Genomic DNA, 14,629 nt, shown 5'->3' with positions numbered 1-14,629 from the left:
CTGGTGTCCTTCGCTTACGGGCGGGTCAGCGGCCGGAGTAGTTCGGCGCTTCGACCGTCATCTGGATGTCGTGCGGGTGCGATTCTTGCAGGCCGGCCGAGGTGATCCGGACGAACCGGCCCTTGTCCTGCAGCTCGGACACCGTGCGGGCGCCGGTGTACCACATCGACTGGCGCAGGCCGCCGATCAGCTGGTGCGCGACGGCCGACAACGGACCGCGGTACGGCACCTGGCCCTCGACACCCTCGGCGATCAGCTTCTCGTCGCTGCCGACATCGCTCTGGAAGTAGCGGTCCTTCGAGTACGACTTGCGCAGCCCGCCGGACTGCATCGCGCCGAGCGAACCCATACCGCGATAGGCCTTGAACTGCTTGCCGTTGATGAAGACCAGGTCGCCGGGCGACTCCTCGCAACCGGCGAGCAGCGAGCCGAGCATCACCGTGTCCGCACCGGCGACCAGCGCCTTCGCGATGTCACCCGAGTACTGCAGGCCGCCGTCGCCGATCACCGGTACACCGGCCGGCTTGCACGCCAGCGAGGCCTCGTAGATCGCGGTGACCTGCGGGACACCGACGCCGGACACGACTCGCGTCGTACAGATCGAGCCCGGTCCGACGCCGACCTTCACGCCGTCCGCGCCCGCGTCGACGAGCGCCTGTGCGCCGCCACGGGTGGCGACGTTGCCACCGACGATGTCGACTCCGCTCGCGGCCGGGTCGGCCTTGAGCTTGCGGATGATCTCCATCTGGGCCTTCGAATGCGCGTGCGCGGTGTCCACCACGAGCAGGTCGACACCGGCCTCGACCAGCGTCATCGCCCGCTTGTAGGCCTCGCCGAAGAAGCCGATCGCACCGGCGACCCGCAGCCGGCCGGACTCGTCCTTGGTGGAGAGCGGGAACTTGTCCCGCTTCACGAAGTCCTTCAGCGTGATCAGACCGGTCAGCTTGCCGTCGGCGTCGACCAGCGGCAGCTTCTCCACCTTGTGCTTGCTGAGCAGCGCCATCGCGTCGTCGGCGGTGATGCCCTGCTTGCCGGTGATCAGCGGCTGCTTGGTCATCACCTCGCGGACCGGGCGGTTCATGTCGTTCTCGAAGCGCATGTCACGGTTCGTCACGATGCCGACCAGGACACCGGCGTCGTCGACCACCGGCACGCCGGAGATCCGGTACTGCGCGCAGAGCGCGTCGGCCTCGCCGATGCTGGCCTCCGGGCCGATGGTGATCGGCTGCGCGATCATCCCGGACTCCGAGCGCTTGACCAGGTCGACCTGCTGGGCCTGGTCCTCGATCGACAGGTTGCGGTGCAGCACGCCGAGACCGCCCTGACGGGCCATGGCGATCGCCATCCGGGCCTCGGTGACGGTGTCCATGGCACTGGACAGCAGCGGGATGTTGACCTCGATGTTGCGGCTCACCCGGGACCGGGTGACAACCTCGGAAGGGATGACGTCCGATTCGTTGGGCTGCAGCAGGACGTCGTCGAAGGTCAGGCCGAGCGCGGCAAACTTGTCGGGAACTCCAGCGGCTGTGATGTCCATGGGAAAAACGTGCACCTTTGTCCGGCGAGAACGGACCACCATCGTATGCCGCCGCTACCCGGAGTCAGAATCGGACTCCGGGTCACGACGCACATGACCAGGGCCCGGGTGCAGACCCGGGCCCTGAATCGCCGTTCAGTTCACTGCGCGGGCTTGTTCAGCACCCCGAGGATCTGCAGCACGGTCTCGTCCTCGATCGAGCCATGGGTGCGCTCGATCGCCGCGTGCTTACCCTCCGCGTAGGACCCCGTGGAGTGCTTGCCCTTGGGGTACTGCTGGCGGACCGAGCCCGACGTCACCTTGCCGTTGGAGTGCTTGCCGATCAGCTCCAGACCGCGGCCGAAGAACTGCACCACGCTCTGCACCTCGACCGGCGCACCGGACGGCGTCGGCAACACCGGTACGACGTCCTTGCCACCGTCAGCCGGATTCTCGACCGGCTTGCTGTCGGCGGGGTTGTCGACCGGCTGGTCACCGAGCGGCGGCGTACTGGGCTTGACCTCACCGGTGGGCTTGCCGCCGTCGCCGGTCTGACCGGTCTCGCCGTCCTGGCCCGGTAGCGGGTTGCTGCCGGTGTCACCCGTCGGCGCCGTACTGGGCGCTGTGGTCGGGTCGGTGCTGCCCGGGTTCGGGTTGTTCCCCGTCTCGCCGTTGTTGGTCGGCGTGGTGGGCGGGCTGGTCGGGTCCGTCGGCGGTGGCGAAGCCGGCGGATCGGTCGGCGTGGACGGCGGCGGGGTCTCCGGCGGCGTGCTCGGCTCCGTCGTCGGCGGATCGCTCGGCGGCGGGTCGGACGGCTTGGTCGTCGGGTCGCCCGGCTCCGGGTCGGCCGGCGGCTGGGTGGTCTGCGTCGGTTGCGTCGGCTGCGGAACCGGCTGCTCGATCACCAGCGGCTTGGTCTCCACCGGCGGCCGCAGCAACGGCGGCTGCGGCTCGATGTTCGCCTGCGGCAGGTCGCCGTTCGCCAGCGTCTTGTCCTGCTGGGCCTCGGCGGCCTTCTCTTCCTGCTTCTTCTGGAAGTTCTTCTGGACCTTGACGATCTTGGCCTTGTCGAGGACCGGGTACCCGCCGAGCTGTTCCTTCGGGAAGTCCGTCTGCGGCGTGACCGCCTCGGTGATCTTCTCGATCACCTTCTCGTACGGCGACAGCGGGTCGCCGGTGACGGCCGCGGCCACCCCGGAGACCGACAGCGCGGCCACCGCGGCGACACCGAGGGCCAGACCACGCGCCGCCATCTTGCGGGCGAACGGATCCGTCACCGGGTTCAGCGCGGCGCAACGCGCCAGGAAGCTCTCCGGGTCGTCGATGGTCTCCACCGGGAGTTCGTCCTCGACCTCCACGGCCAGCCGAAGCTCGGCCAGCAACGCCACGGCCGGGTCGTGCTCGCCCGCGTAGTACGCGGACTCCCCTCCAGCAGCCAGCAGGTCGAGCAGTGCGTCATCGGCGTCGATCGCGTCCAAGTCGAATCGGTCAGCCATGATGCCCCTCCCCTGCTCCTCGTCCCTCATGCCCCACATACCCCCTGAGCGTGTTCAACGCCCGATGCTGTGCGACCCTCACCGCCCCCGGTGTCATCCCCAGTGCCCGGCCGGTCTCCTCGGCTGACATCCCCGCCACCACCCGGAGCCGCAGGATCTCCCGCAGCTTCTCCGGCAGCTTCTCCATCAGGTCCGTGATGCGCTGGACCTCCGAGTGCCGGACCGCGTGCTCCTCAGGTGTCGGCGACTCGTCAGCGCCGTCCGGCAGGTCCGGCGTGGTGACGTCGGCGACCGCGAACGCACGCTGGGCATCGGCGACCTTGCGGGCCGCGATGCCGTAGACGAAGGCCTCGAAGGGCCTTCCCTCATCACGGTACCGGCTGAGCGCGCCGAAGACCGCGACACAAACCTCTTGGGCGACGTCATCGACCATGTCGGCGCCACCGGGATAGGTCCACAAACGGGACCGAACATAGCGGTGCGCGACGGCGCGCACCCGTGTGAGCAGGTCGTTAAGAGCTGTACGGTCCCCGTTGCCGGCCAATGCGGCTAGATCCCTGAGCTCGACCCGGTCGTGGGTGTGCGGTACTCGGACCTCAGTCACCCCTCGCCCCCTCGTGTCGGACCGGTCAGCGTGAAAGATGGTACGGCTCTCATCTCTGCTTGCCTAGTGGCAATCCGTGGCCACTACCGGCCACTTCATCACGATCTGTGACTACCGGCCCGTAGCGCCTTGATCTCGTCGGCAACCAGGCCGGCCGGATCGACATCCATCCCGCTGAAGTGCCCCGCCAGTTCGAGTGACAGCACACCATGCAGCCGGGTCCAGAACAGCAACCCCCGATGTACGGCGGTCGCCGAGTCGCCGGCCGTTTCGACAATCACCCGCATCACCTGGTCGGAGATCGCGGTCGTGTCCGCCGGAGCGTGGTAGCCCGGCACCGGCGTTCCGTAGATCAGCAAGTACCGATGCGGATCAGCGCGGTGATCTGCTCCCACGCGTGCCGCCGCCCCCTCCCCGTGACCACAAGACCGGATAACCCCTCGTGTGGCCCGTTCTATCCCCCGTACACGACCGGAGAAGGGGCAACACCAGCGGATATCCGCTGGTGTGGTTGGGGGACAAGGCCGGGTCGCCGGCGCGGCAACCGTCGTACGGCGTGGGTTCTGATCAGGCCGGTGGTTCGAAGTGCAGGAGGTGGGAGGCTTCATCGCCTGCCCAGTCGATCGGGGTCCGACCGGCCTCTCGCCAGCCCGCGCGGCGGTACAGCGCGATCGCCGCGGATCCTGGCTTCTCGACCACCTCGAGGGTGAGCTTCCGCCCCGACTCCACGGCTGTGGTGACGCAGTGCTCGAGCAGCCGCCGGCCGACACCGGCTCGCGTCGCCCGTGGATCCACGAACAACCGCTCGACCGATGCGCCCCCGGCGGAATCCGTCGTCAGTACGACGTGGCCGACCACCCGGCCGTCAATGACAGCCACCCAGCAGTTGAGCCGATCCACCGGTGTCAACCACCCGCGGGGATCTGCCGGCCAGTTCACCGGGTATCCGGCGAGCTCGTGCACGTCCCGCAGCAACTCCACACAGACGTCGAGGTCCGCATCGGACCGTTCCCGAATCATCACCACCTGGCCAGCCAACCACACAAAGAACACCGCCCCGGCACACGTGGTGCCGGGGCGGTGCGGTGGTACTACTTGCCTGAGGTCAGTGACCGTGGCCGTGGCCGTGACCGGCTGCGGCGGGCTCTTCGTCCTCGGGCTTGTCGACGACCAGGGTCTCGGTCGTCAGCAGCAGGGCGGCGATGGAACCGGCGTTGGCGAGCGCGGAACGCGTCACCTTGACCGGGTCCAGGACACCCTGACCGAGCAGGTCGCCGTACTCGCCGGTGGCGGCGTTGAAGCCGCTGCCGACCTCGAGCTCCGCAACCTTCGAGGTCACCACGTAGCCCTCGTAACCGCCGTTCTCGGCGATCCAGCGCAGCGGCTCGACGACCGACTTGCGGACGATCCGGACACCCGCGAGCTCGTCACCCTCGAGGCCCAGGCCGTCGTCGAGCACCGTGGCGGCGTGCACCAGGGCGGAGCCGCCACCGGCGACGATGCCCTCTTCGATCGCGGCGCGCGTCGCGGAGACGGCGTCCTCGATCCGGTGCTTCTTCTCCTTCAGCTCGACCTCGGTGGCCGCGCCGACCTTGATCACGCAGACGCCGCCGGCGAGCTTCGCCAGCCGCTCCTGCAGCTTCTCGCGGTCCCAGTCGGAGTCGGTCCGCTCGATCTCGGCCTTGATCTGGTTGACCCGGCCCTCGATGTCGTCGGCCTTGCCGGCACCCTCGACAACAGTGGTGTTGTCCTTGGTGACGACGATCCGGCGCGACGTACCGAGCACCTCGAGGCCGACCTGGTCGAGCTTCAGCCCGACCTCCGGCGCGATCACCTGGGCGCCGGTGAGGGCAGCCAGGTCCTCGAGCATCGCCTTGCGGCGGTCACCGAAGCCCGGCGCCTTGACGGCGACGGAGGTGAAGTTGCCGCGGATCTTGTTCACCACGAGGGTGGACAGGGCCTCGGCCTCGACGTCCTCGGCGATGATCAGCAGCGTCTTGCCGGACTGCACGACCTTCTCCAGCAGCGGCAGCAGGTCCGCGATCGCGGAGATCTTGCCCTGGTGGATCAGGATGTACGGGTCCTCCAGCACCGCTTCGCCGGCCTCGGCGTCGGTGATGAAGTACGGCGAGATGTAGCCCTTGTCGAACTGCATTCCCTCGGTGAACTCGAGCTCGGTGCCGAAGGTGTTCGACTCCTCGACAGTGATCACACCGTCCTTGCCCACCTTGTCGAACGCGTCCGCGATCAGGGTGCCGATCTCGGCGTCCCGGGCGGAGATGGTGGCGACGTGGGCCATGTCGCCCTTGTCGTCCACCGGCCGGGCGGTCTCGACGAGCCGCGCGGAGACGGCCTCGACAGCCGCCTCGATCCCGCGCTTGAGGCCCATCGGGTTGACCCCGGCGGCGACGGCCCGCAGGCCCTCGTGCACCAGTGCCTGCGCCAGCACCGTCGCGGTGGTGGTGCCGTCACCGGCGATGTCGTTGGTCTTGGTGGCGACCTCCTTGGCGAGCTGCGCGCCAAGGTTCTCGAACGGGTCGTCCAGCTCGACCTCACGGGCGACGGTGACACCGTCGTTGGTGATGGTCGGGGCGCCCCACTTCTTGTCCAGGACGACGTAGCGGCCCTTCGGGCCCAGCGTCACCTTCACCGTGTTCGCGAGCTTGTCGACGCCACGCTCCAGCGCGCGCCGCGCGTTCTCGTCGAACTCGAGGATCTTCGGCATGAAGAAAACCAGTCCTTTTCTGAATGTCTCGTACGGCGGTTCCCGCTGCCCTGACCCACTCCGCCCCGGTGCCTAGTGGCAGCCGGGGCGGTGACAGTCAGGAACAGCGGGCGGTCGTCACTTGCTGACGACTGCGAGGATGTCGCGGGCGCCCAGGATCAGGTAGTCCTGGCCGTCGTACTTGACCTCGGTGCCGCCGTACTTGGAGTAGATGACCTTGTCGCCGACGGCGACGTCCAGCGGGACGCGGTTGCCGTTGTCGTCGATCCGGCCCGGGCCGACGGCGAGGATCTCGCCCTCCTGCGGCTTCTCCTTGGCGGTGTCCGGAATCACCAGGCCGGACTTCGTGGTCTGCTCGGCTTCGAGCGGCGCGACGAGGACCCGGTCCTCGAGCGGCTTGATCGTGACCGACACTTGCTGACCTCCACGGTCGATTCGCTTTTTGTCTGTGGTGCTGCGGTGATCGCGCTCCCCTGCCGTCGCGGGGGTCAGGAGGTTGGACCACTGGCACACTCACACCGAGAGTGCCAACACCGAATCTAGGCCGCGATTAGCACTCGGTCAACTCGAGTGCCAAACGAAATCTCCCCGAGCGGTCACTCCGGGCAACCAACCGCTCCCAGCGCGAGTCCAACTCGCCAACGGATCCCGATCGGAGGGTCCCGTCTCTGGGGAGCACAAGATGTTTCGTCGCCTGCCGGCCGTCGCCCTCGCTGCGGCTGCCCTCGTCGTCAGCCCGCTCGCGGCCACCGCGTCCGCCGCACCTTTGAGCCAGTGTGACTCCGCGACGTTCAAGAACGTCGGGAAGGGCTGGACCGTCTTCGTCCCGAGCGAGTGGGAGAGCACCAGCACCACCTGCAACCTCAAGTACGGCGACAACCCGCACCGCGACCCGAAGAACCCCTTCGGCGACCCGGCCCGCGCGATCCAGGCACTGCAGAGCAACCTGAACTACTGCTACGGCTACAAGCTCGCCAAGGACGGCAAGTACGGCGCCAAGACCCGCGACGCCGTCAAGGCCGTCCAGAAGAAGCTCAAGCTCCCCGCCGACGGCATCTACGGCCCGAACACCCGCTCCGCGCTCAAGTGGCGGATGTACAACCCGACCACGAAGGCCTGGAGCCAGGCCTGCTACGACAAGCTCTGACCCCAGTACAACCGAACGGGCTCGTGCCGGCGTCATACCCGGTACGAGATCCCGATCAACGGGATCCGGTCCTTGGGGAGGACCTCATGCCTATTCAGCTGCGCTACAAGGCGGCCGTGACACTCGTCGCGGCCGCCCTCGTCATCACCCCACTCACCGCCGCCACAGCGTCCGCCGCACCGCTGCCGCAGTGCCAGTCCGCGACGTTCCGGAACGTCGGGGGCGGCTGGCAGGTCTTCGTCCCTGACGTCTGGGAGGACTGGAGCACGACCTGCAACCTCAGGTACGGCGATCTGCCGCACCGGGACCCGAAGAACCCGTTCGGCAACCCGACGCAGGCCATCCAGGCACTGCAGAGCAATCTCAACTACTGCTACGGCTCCAAGCTGTCCAAGGACGGGTTGTACGGCGCCAAGACGCGGGACGCCGTGAAGGTCGTCCAGGGCAAGCTCGGGCTGACCAAGGACGGCATCTACGGCCCGCGGACCCGGTCGGCGATGAAGTGGCGGATGTGGAACCCTTCCAAGAAGGTGTGGAGCCAGGGCTGTTACGACAAGCTCTGAGCATCCAAGCGTGCACAGATAGTGGTCACACGCTGGCCTAACGCAGGCCGGCGTGGGACCGTCTTCCCATGGCTTTCACGCTGCCCAAGCTGCCGAAGTTCTCCGGCCGCACCATCGCGGTGCTGGCCGTCGCAGGTGCACTGGGGGTTGGTGCGGTCGCGGCGGGCGCGTCCAAGCAGCAGCAGGCGGCAGCGCCGCCGAAGCCCGCCGACGGCCAGGCAGCGCCGCTCACCGCGGACAAGGCCAATGACCAGACCTCACTCGAAGCGGCAGCCGCAGCGGAGGCCAAGTTGGTCCAGTGCCGCTCCGCACGGCTCATCCCGGTCAACAAGACCTGGGGCATCCCGATGCCGTCGGTCAACGGCAACTCCAGCACCAACTGCAACCTCAAGTACGGCGACACCCCGCACCGCGGCTCCGACCGGACCGGCGACCCACTGACCGCCATCCAGGTACTGCAGCGCAACCTGAACTCCTGCTACGGCACCAAGCTCACCGTCGACGGCATCTACGGCAAGAACACGAGAGCTGTCGTCACCATGGTGCAGCGCAAGCACAAGATCGTCGTGGACGGCATCTATGGCCCCAAGACCCGCTCAGCGATGAACTGGCGCCTCTACTCCAGCGCAACCCGCAGCTGGAGCAAGACCTGCTCAAGCCCGCTCTAAAGTGTGCGGGTGACCGTCACCTCCCTGCTGGACAACCCTGAGGTCCTGGCGGCCGCTTGCGCGGAGTACCAACCGGGCAGCGAACTCCAGTTGGTCGAAAAGCTCCGACGCCGGTACGACGGCCTGCTGGTCAGTGCTGCGGTCACGCAGGCCGCACTGCGGCACCGGGCAGTCGCGAAGTTCGGTGCCGATGCCGCACACATGTACTTCACCCCGGACGGCTACGAGCAAGCCACCCGCACTGTCGTCGGCACGCACCGCGCCGCACGGATCGCTGCGGCTTTGCCGGGGAGCCGTGTGATCGACCTGGGCTGCGGAATCGGCGGTGACCTGATCAGCGCCGCCCGCGCCGGCCTGCGAGTCACCGGTGTCGAGCGTGACCCCGAAACCGCCGCAGCAGCGCGCGCCAACCTCGCTGCGCTGGAACTACCGGGCGAGGTGCTCATCGGCGACGCCGAGTCCGCGGACATCACGCCGTACGACGTCGTGTTCGCCGACCCGGCGCGGCGAGCGGACGGGCGGCGCGTGTTCGACCACAACGCCTACTCGCCGCCATGGACCTTCATCACCGGACTGCTGGAGCGGACTGCCTGCGTGAAGGTCGCACCGGGGATCCCACACGACGCCGTACCAGAGGGGGTCGAGGCCGAGTGGATCAGCGACGCAGGTGAGGTGAAAGAGGCCGCACTGTGGTCTGGCGCTTTGTACTCCGGTACTGCGCGACGGGCGACGCTGTTGCCGGGTGGCGCGACCGTGACGGACGCACCGGAGACGGACAGCGGCCCGGTCGGCAACTACCTGTACGAGCCGGACGGCGCCGTCGTACGGGCCGGTCTGGTCACCGCTGTTGCTGCTGTGGTCGACGGCTGGCTGCTGGATCCGCGGATCGCCTACGTGACCGCCGACAAGCTCGTGCCGACACCGCTCGCGTCGGCGTACGAGATCGTCGAAGAGCTGCCCTACAAGGAGAAAGCGCTGCGCGCCTGGGTTCGCAACCAGGACATCGGCACCCTCGAGATCAAGAAACGCGGCGTCGACCTGGACCCCGCCGTACTCCGCAAGAAGCTCGCCCCCAAAGGCACCACCTCAGCCACCCTCGTCATCACCCGCATCGGCCGCGACGCCGTCGCCTACTCCTGCCGCCGGGTGTAAATCAAGACTTGCGTTCGACGTCTATTCGAACATATGATCGAGTCACGAGCGGGCCCCCGGGTGATTAGCCGACGGACGAGGTGCTGCGTCCAGTTGATGCACTCCCCGGGGGCCCGCCACTAAGACGTCACGCCACCGACTTAACCCGTTCATCTCCCTTCGGCAAGCTGCCACCAGAACCGGTCGGCCGCTGACCGCTTACCTGGGGACGAAGCGGCAAACACCGCCCCAGGTCTTCACCCGTCCGCCGCGCCCTCCCCCGCGCCGCGGCCCATCACCACCTGCGGTACGAACGTCCCACCGCTCCCCCGAAGTCTGCGATGGGGTCTCAGTCGCGTGCGGCGGTGCGGAAGCGTTCTTGGACTGGCATTGAGCGGCGGGATCGGGCGACGTGGAGGATGGCGGTGGCGGGTGTTGTGGGCGGGGTGGTTTGGGGTAGCTGCTGGTCGTCGTTGGGGATGGTGCCTTCGGTGGTTAGGGCGTGGTGGGTGAAGGTGGTGACCAGGGCGTTCCAGTCGTGGAAGCGGTGCAGCATGGCGTGGGTTTCGCCGGGTAGGTGGAGTACGCCGACTGGCCTGCCGGCGGCTCGGAGGCGGTTGGCGTAGGCGACGGTTTCGGCGGGCGAGGTCACCGTGTCATCGTTGCCGTGGGCAAACAGCACCGGCGACCGCAGAGCCACCAGCGGATCCTCCGGGGGTAGCCAGGGGGCCAGGCCGAGGACGCCGGCGACGCGGGGGTGATCGCCGGCGGCGACTACTGCACGGCCGCCCATCGAGTGGCCGATCAGTACGACGCGCTGGATCACCGGCGGTAGTTCGTCCAGTACGGCGCGGAGGTCGGTCGCTGGATCGCCGACGTCGTTCCAGCCGCGGTAGCGGTAGCGCACCAGGCCGACAGCTGCCGATGGGACGGCGGACCGGAGTGCTGCGGCGAAGGGCCACATGCGCAGGATGGGGCCCCGCCACAGGTGTGGGTTCTTGCGTGAGTGTTCGTAGCCGCCGTGGGCGAGCAGGACCAGATCCGTTGCCCCGGGCGGGTTCCAAAGCAGATCTACACCGGGCTGTCTCACTAAGCGCCGTACAGTGAGGCGGGGTCCTGGCGGATGACCATCATCGTGGTCAGGTCGGGAAGTTCGTTGAAGCCGTGCTGACGGTAGAGCTCGTGCGCGTCCCGCGTGGCGAGCATGATCCGCCGCAGGCCCTTGAGGTCCGGGTGGTCGAGCAGCGACGTCACCACGAATTTCCCGAGACCGTGCCCGCGGTACTCCGGCAGCACGAACACATCCGCGATCCACGCGAACGACGCCCGGTCCGTCACCGCCCGCGCGAACGCGACCAGCTCCCCGGCCGACGTGTACACGCCGACATTCAGCGAGCCCTCGATCGACCGCGCGACGACATCCCGCGGGATCCCGGGCGACCAGTACGCCGTACTGAGGAAGCCGTGCACGACGTCGACATCCACGCGGGCGAGGTCGTCGTCGGCCTCGAAACCGTCCGGGTGGGACCACTTCATTTGTTCAGCACCTCCGTGATCGGCATGGACGAGTCGGCCGGCAGGCCCAGCGGTGACGGCGTTTTGCCGGCCCGCACCAGCTCGGACCCCAGCGCCGCGACCATCGCACCGTTGTCGGTACACAGGCCAGGACGCGGAACCCGTACGGCGATTCCTGCCGCGGCACACCGCTCTTCGGCCATTTGGCGGAGCCGGGAGTTCGCGGCGACACCACCGCCGATCAGCAGGTGTTCGTAGCCGCGGTCCTTGCAGGCGTCGATCGCCTTGCGGGTCAGCACATCGCAGACCGCCTCCTGGAACGCGGCGGCGACGTGGTTGACCGGCACGTCCTCGCCGTCACGCCGGCGAGACTCGACCCAGCGCGCGACCGCGGTCTTCAAACCGGAGAACGAGAAGTCGAACCGGTGCCGCTCGAGATCGCGCTGCGAGGTGAGCCCGCGCGGGAACCGCACGTACAGCCGGTCGCCGCCGTCGCGAGCCGCTTTGTCGATATACGGCCCACCGGGGAACGGCAGCCCGAGCACCCGCGCCACCTTGTCGAAAGCCTCACCCGCGGCGTCGTCGATGGTGCTCCCCATCGGCTGCACGCCCTCGGTGATGTCCTCGACCGCGAGCAGCGACGAGTGCCCACCGGACACCAGCATCGCGATCGCACCCTTCGGCAGATCCCCGTGCTCGAGCGTGTCGACGGCAACGTGCGCTGCGAGGTGATTGACGCCGTACAAGGGTTTGTCGAGCGACAGCGCGAGGCCCTTGGCAGCCGCGACACCGACGAGCAGGGCGCCGGCGAGACCGGGGCCGCTGGTGACGGCGACCGCGTCTACGTCGGTGGGTTTGATCCCGGCGGTTTCGCAGGCGCGTCGGATGGTCGGGACCATCGCCTCGAGGTGCGCGCGACTGGCCACCTCCGGTACGACGCCGCCGAATCGCGCATGCTCCTCGACACTGGACGCGATCGCGTCGGCGAGCAGCGTCTGCCCGCGCACGATGCCGACCCCGGTCTCGTCACACGACGTCTCGATCCCGAGGATCAGAGGTTCTGTCTTGCTCACGCTGTCTCCCGCCACCGCATGATCACCGCATCTTCGCCGCCGGCGTAGTACCCGCGCCGCCGGCTGATCTCATCGAACCCGAACCCGCCGTACAGACCGATCGCCGACTCGTTGCCCGCGGCAACCTCCAGCAGTACCGTCCGCCCGGCGCACCGCGCAAGCGCGGCCGTCATCAACTGCCCACCGATCCCGGTACGCCGTTCCGCCGGCGCCACCGCGATCCGCAACAACTCCACCACGTCCACCTCGACCGGCGGTACCAGCAGCACGGCGTAACCCACCACCGCACCTTCATCCGCCACGAGAACCACCCGATCCTCGGTCAGTCGATCGAACTCGTGCTCCCAAGCGGCCGCACTCCAGGCCTCCCGCCCGAAACACACCCCGTCCAGTTCCGCGATCGCCGCCAAGTCATCAACCACCGCAGGACGAATAGCCGGTCTCACTTGGTCAACACACTCTTGGGCCCACCCGACAAAGTCACATCAGGCCGCCGCAGATAAAGGGGGTCCGGAGCAACAACCTCCAAAATCCCCAAAGCAACCCCCCGAGCAAGCACTTCCGCCGAAGGATATTCGGATACGGACTGTGGTGAGGGGGAGGAAGGGGCAGCCGCAAGCCCATCACCGGTGACTGAGGTAGCTACCGCCTCGGACCGTGGTGAGGGGGACGCGCCGGTGGGTGGGGTGTTGTTGGTGGGCGCGTCGGCGGGTGCTTCGGCGGCGGGGATGCCCAGGAGGTCGCCGTACAGGACTGCGCCTCGGCCGATTACCGGTAGGCCGGACAGGACGTGGGCTACGGCGGCTGGTTTGTCTACGGCGGGGCCTTCGAGGCGGCGGCGGCTGCCGTCGGGGGCGGGGCCGTCGTAGAGGGCCCAGTAGATCTCTTTGCGGCGGGCGTCGGTGGCTACGGCTACTGGTAGTTGGAGAGGGGACTGGTGGGCGAGGATGTCAAGGCTGCAGACTCCGGCTACCTCGATGCCCAGTACGTCGGCCATGGTGCGGGCCGTGACTAGGCCTACGCGCAGGCCGGTGAAGGGGCCGGGGCCTACGCCTACCGCGATGCGGGTCAGGTCGCGAGCTGTGCAGCCGGCTTCGGCGAGGGCTGCGGCTATGGCGGGGGCTAGCAGTTCGCCGTGGCGGAGGGCGTCGACGGTGGTCGACGACGCGACAACCGCGCCGGTTAGCGGGTCGGCGACGGCTACGGTGACGGCGGCGCTTGAGGTGTCGAAGGCGAGCAGCATGTCAGTTCTTCTCCAGTACCGAGATCCGTACGCCGGATGCCGCCCAGCGCGGACCCACGGGGGTGATGCGTAGTTCGCGGGTCTCGTCGGTGTCGTCGTCGCCGCGGGTCACCACGATGTCGAGCCGGTCCGGGGCGAGCGCCTCGGCGAGCCCGTGACCCCATTCGACCACGGTCACCGCCTCCTCGAGCGAAGCATCCAGGTCGAGGTCGTCCAACTCAGCGAACCCGCCGAGCCGGTAAGCGTCCACGTGCACCAGCGCCGGCCCACCACTCAACGACGGATGCACGCGCGAGATCACGAAGGTCGGCGACGTGATGTCACCCCGCACCTTCAACCCAGCGCCCAACCCCTGCGTGAACGTCGTCTTCCCGGCGCCGAGATCACCGGACAGCACCAGTACGTCGCCCGCCCGCAACTGCCCAGCCAGCTCCTCGGCGATCGCCCGCATCTCCTCGGCCGTCGGCACGGTGCGCTCGACCGGCATCCCCTTGGCGTAGATCAGGTTCTGCCCCTGCTGCTCGACGACCGAGTACCCGCGGCGGCGCCAGAACTCCACGGTGTCCGGCAACTCCACGCGCGCAACCAACCGCACCCGCGCGAGCCCACGCCGTACGGCGACCTCTTCCGCGCACCCGACCATCGCCGACGCGACCCCACGACCCTGGTGTCGCGGATCGACCGACACCCGGCGCAACACGAGCACGTCACCCGAGACCTCGAACAGAACCGCCCCCGCCGGAACCCCATCGATGCGCACCAGCAGACCGCCGTACTGCGCGATCGCCGCCGCCACCGTGGTCGCGTTCTCGCTCAACGCCGTGGACGGCGGATCGAGTACCCGGCGCGACGAAAAGGCGTGGTGGATCACCGTGACGATCTCGTCCACGTGCTCAGCTGTCGCGTCAACGACATGCAGGTCGGTCATGCTCACATCATTTCAAAAAG

17 protein-coding genes are annotated in these 14,629 nt (G+C 68.2%); 4 read left to right on the top strand and 13 right to left on the bottom strand.

The window, feature by feature from the left end; genetic code table 11:
- Window positions 1-25: 25 nt before the first annotated feature.
- From guaB to groES, 7 genes are all read right to left on the bottom strand, one after another.
- On the bottom strand, window positions 26-1,537 hold the full coding sequence (gene guaB / locus ACFTSF_RS14505) for an IMP dehydrogenase (RefSeq protein ID WP_380154232.1): 1,512 nt from the start codon (window positions 1,535-1,537) through the stop codon (window positions 26-28).
- 140 nt (window positions 1,538-1,677) lie between these two features.
- Window positions 1,678-3,012, bottom strand: coding sequence for a hypothetical protein (locus ACFTSF_RS14500; RefSeq protein WP_380154231.1), 1,335 nt, complete (start codon window positions 3,010-3,012; stop codon window positions 1,678-1,680).
- Entirely contained in the window at window positions 3,005-3,616 is a 612-nt protein-coding gene (shbA, locus tag ACFTSF_RS14495) for an RNA polymerase sigma factor ShbA (RefSeq protein WP_344144776.1), read from the bottom strand. Before shbA ends, ACFTSF_RS14500 begins: the two co-directional genes overlap by 8 nt.
- A gap of 98 nt (window positions 3,617-3,714) precedes the next feature.
- Window positions 3,715-4,011 (bottom strand): TetR-like C-terminal domain-containing protein, encoded by a 297-nt coding sequence (locus tag ACFTSF_RS14490; protein WP_380154230.1) that lies wholly within the window; start codon window positions 4,009-4,011, stop codon window positions 3,715-3,717.
- A gap of 172 nt (window positions 4,012-4,183) precedes the next feature.
- Window positions 4,184-4,636 (bottom strand): GNAT family N-acetyltransferase, encoded by a 453-nt coding sequence (locus tag ACFTSF_RS14485; RefSeq protein WP_380154824.1) that lies wholly within the window; start codon window positions 4,634-4,636, stop codon window positions 4,184-4,186.
- Window positions 4,637-4,721: 85 nt separating this feature from the next.
- Window positions 4,722-6,341 carry a chaperonin GroEL gene (gene groL / locus ACFTSF_RS14480; RefSeq protein ID WP_344144772.1) on the bottom strand — a complete coding sequence of 540 codons (1,620 nt, stop codon included), beginning with the start codon at window positions 6,339-6,341 and terminating at the stop codon, window positions 4,722-4,724.
- Window positions 6,342-6,458: 117 nt separating this feature from the next.
- The gene (gene groES, locus ACFTSF_RS14475) at window positions 6,459-6,755 is read right to left on the bottom strand and encodes a co-chaperone GroES (RefSeq protein ID WP_130384566.1); all 297 of its coding nucleotides are present in this window, start codon (window positions 6,753-6,755) and stop codon (window positions 6,459-6,461) included.
- Window positions 6,756-7,023: 268 nt separating this feature from the next.
- On the opposite strand from groES, the gene ACFTSF_RS14470 reads away from it, so the two are divergent.
- From ACFTSF_RS14470 to ACFTSF_RS14455, 4 genes are all read left to right on the top strand, one after another.
- Window positions 7,024-7,488 (top strand): peptidoglycan-binding domain-containing protein, encoded by a 465-nt coding sequence (locus tag ACFTSF_RS14470; RefSeq protein ID WP_344144770.1) that lies wholly within the window; start codon window positions 7,024-7,026, stop codon window positions 7,486-7,488.
- 86 nt (window positions 7,489-7,574) lie between these two features.
- A complete protein-coding gene (locus ACFTSF_RS14465; RefSeq protein ID WP_380154229.1) occupies window positions 7,575-8,051 on the top strand; it encodes a peptidoglycan-binding domain-containing protein in 477 nt (158 codons plus the stop codon).
- A 68-nt stretch (window positions 8,052-8,119) separates the two neighbouring features.
- A complete protein-coding gene (locus tag ACFTSF_RS14460; RefSeq protein WP_380154228.1) occupies window positions 8,120-8,719 on the top strand; it encodes a peptidoglycan-binding domain-containing protein in 600 nt (199 codons plus the stop codon).
- Window positions 8,720-8,728: 9 nt separating this feature from the next.
- Window positions 8,729-9,871 (top strand): methyltransferase domain-containing protein, encoded by a 1,143-nt coding sequence (locus tag ACFTSF_RS14455; protein WP_380154227.1) that lies wholly within the window; start codon window positions 8,729-8,731, stop codon window positions 9,869-9,871.
- Window positions 9,872-10,199: 328 nt separating this feature from the next.
- Here ACFTSF_RS14455 and ACFTSF_RS14450 read toward each other — a convergent pair whose 3' ends face one another.
- Genes ACFTSF_RS14450 through tsaE form a run of 6 tightly spaced genes read right to left on the bottom strand, consistent with a single transcriptional unit; the run spans window position 10,200 to window position 14,609 of the window.
- Complete coding sequence (locus ACFTSF_RS14450) at window positions 10,200-10,940, bottom strand: alpha/beta hydrolase (RefSeq protein WP_380154226.1); 741 nt, start codon at window positions 10,938-10,940, stop codon at window positions 10,200-10,202.
- The gene (locus ACFTSF_RS14445) at window positions 10,940-11,386 is read right to left on the bottom strand and encodes a GNAT family N-acetyltransferase (RefSeq protein ID WP_380154225.1); all 447 of its coding nucleotides are present in this window, start codon (window positions 11,384-11,386) and stop codon (window positions 10,940-10,942) included. Before ACFTSF_RS14445 ends, ACFTSF_RS14450 begins: the two co-directional genes overlap by 1 nt.
- Window positions 11,383-12,438 carry a tRNA (adenosine(37)-N6)-threonylcarbamoyltransferase complex transferase subunit TsaD gene (gene tsaD / locus ACFTSF_RS14440; RefSeq protein ID WP_380154224.1) on the bottom strand — a complete coding sequence of 352 codons (1,056 nt, stop codon included), beginning with the start codon at window positions 12,436-12,438 and terminating at the stop codon, window positions 11,383-11,385. The genes ACFTSF_RS14445 and tsaD overlap by 4 nt, the downstream gene beginning before the upstream one ends.
- Window positions 12,435-12,860 (bottom strand): GNAT family N-acetyltransferase, encoded by a 426-nt coding sequence (locus ACFTSF_RS14435; RefSeq protein ID WP_380154223.1) that lies wholly within the window; start codon window positions 12,858-12,860, stop codon window positions 12,435-12,437. Before ACFTSF_RS14435 ends, tsaD begins: the two co-directional genes overlap by 4 nt.
- Window positions 12,861-12,880: 20 nt before the next feature.
- The gene (gene tsaB, locus ACFTSF_RS14430; RefSeq protein ID WP_380154222.1) at window positions 12,881-13,681 is read right to left on the bottom strand and encodes a tRNA (adenosine(37)-N6)-threonylcarbamoyltransferase complex dimerization subunit type 1 TsaB; all 801 of its coding nucleotides are present in this window, start codon (window positions 13,679-13,681) and stop codon (window positions 12,881-12,883) included.
- A gap of 1 nt (window position 13,682) precedes the next feature.
- Entirely contained in the window at window positions 13,683-14,609 is a 927-nt protein-coding gene (gene tsaE / locus ACFTSF_RS14425; protein WP_380154221.1) for a tRNA (adenosine(37)-N6)-threonylcarbamoyltransferase complex ATPase subunit type 1 TsaE, read from the bottom strand.
- Window positions 14,610-14,629 lie beyond the last annotated feature (20 nt).

The sequence above is a fragment of the Kribbella sp. NPDC056951 genome, assembly GCF_042674205.1.
GTDB lineage: Bacteria > Actinomycetota > Actinomycetes > Propionibacteriales > Kribbellaceae > Kribbella > Kribbella yunnanensis.
This window is presented reverse-complemented; position numbering and strand designations above follow the sequence as displayed.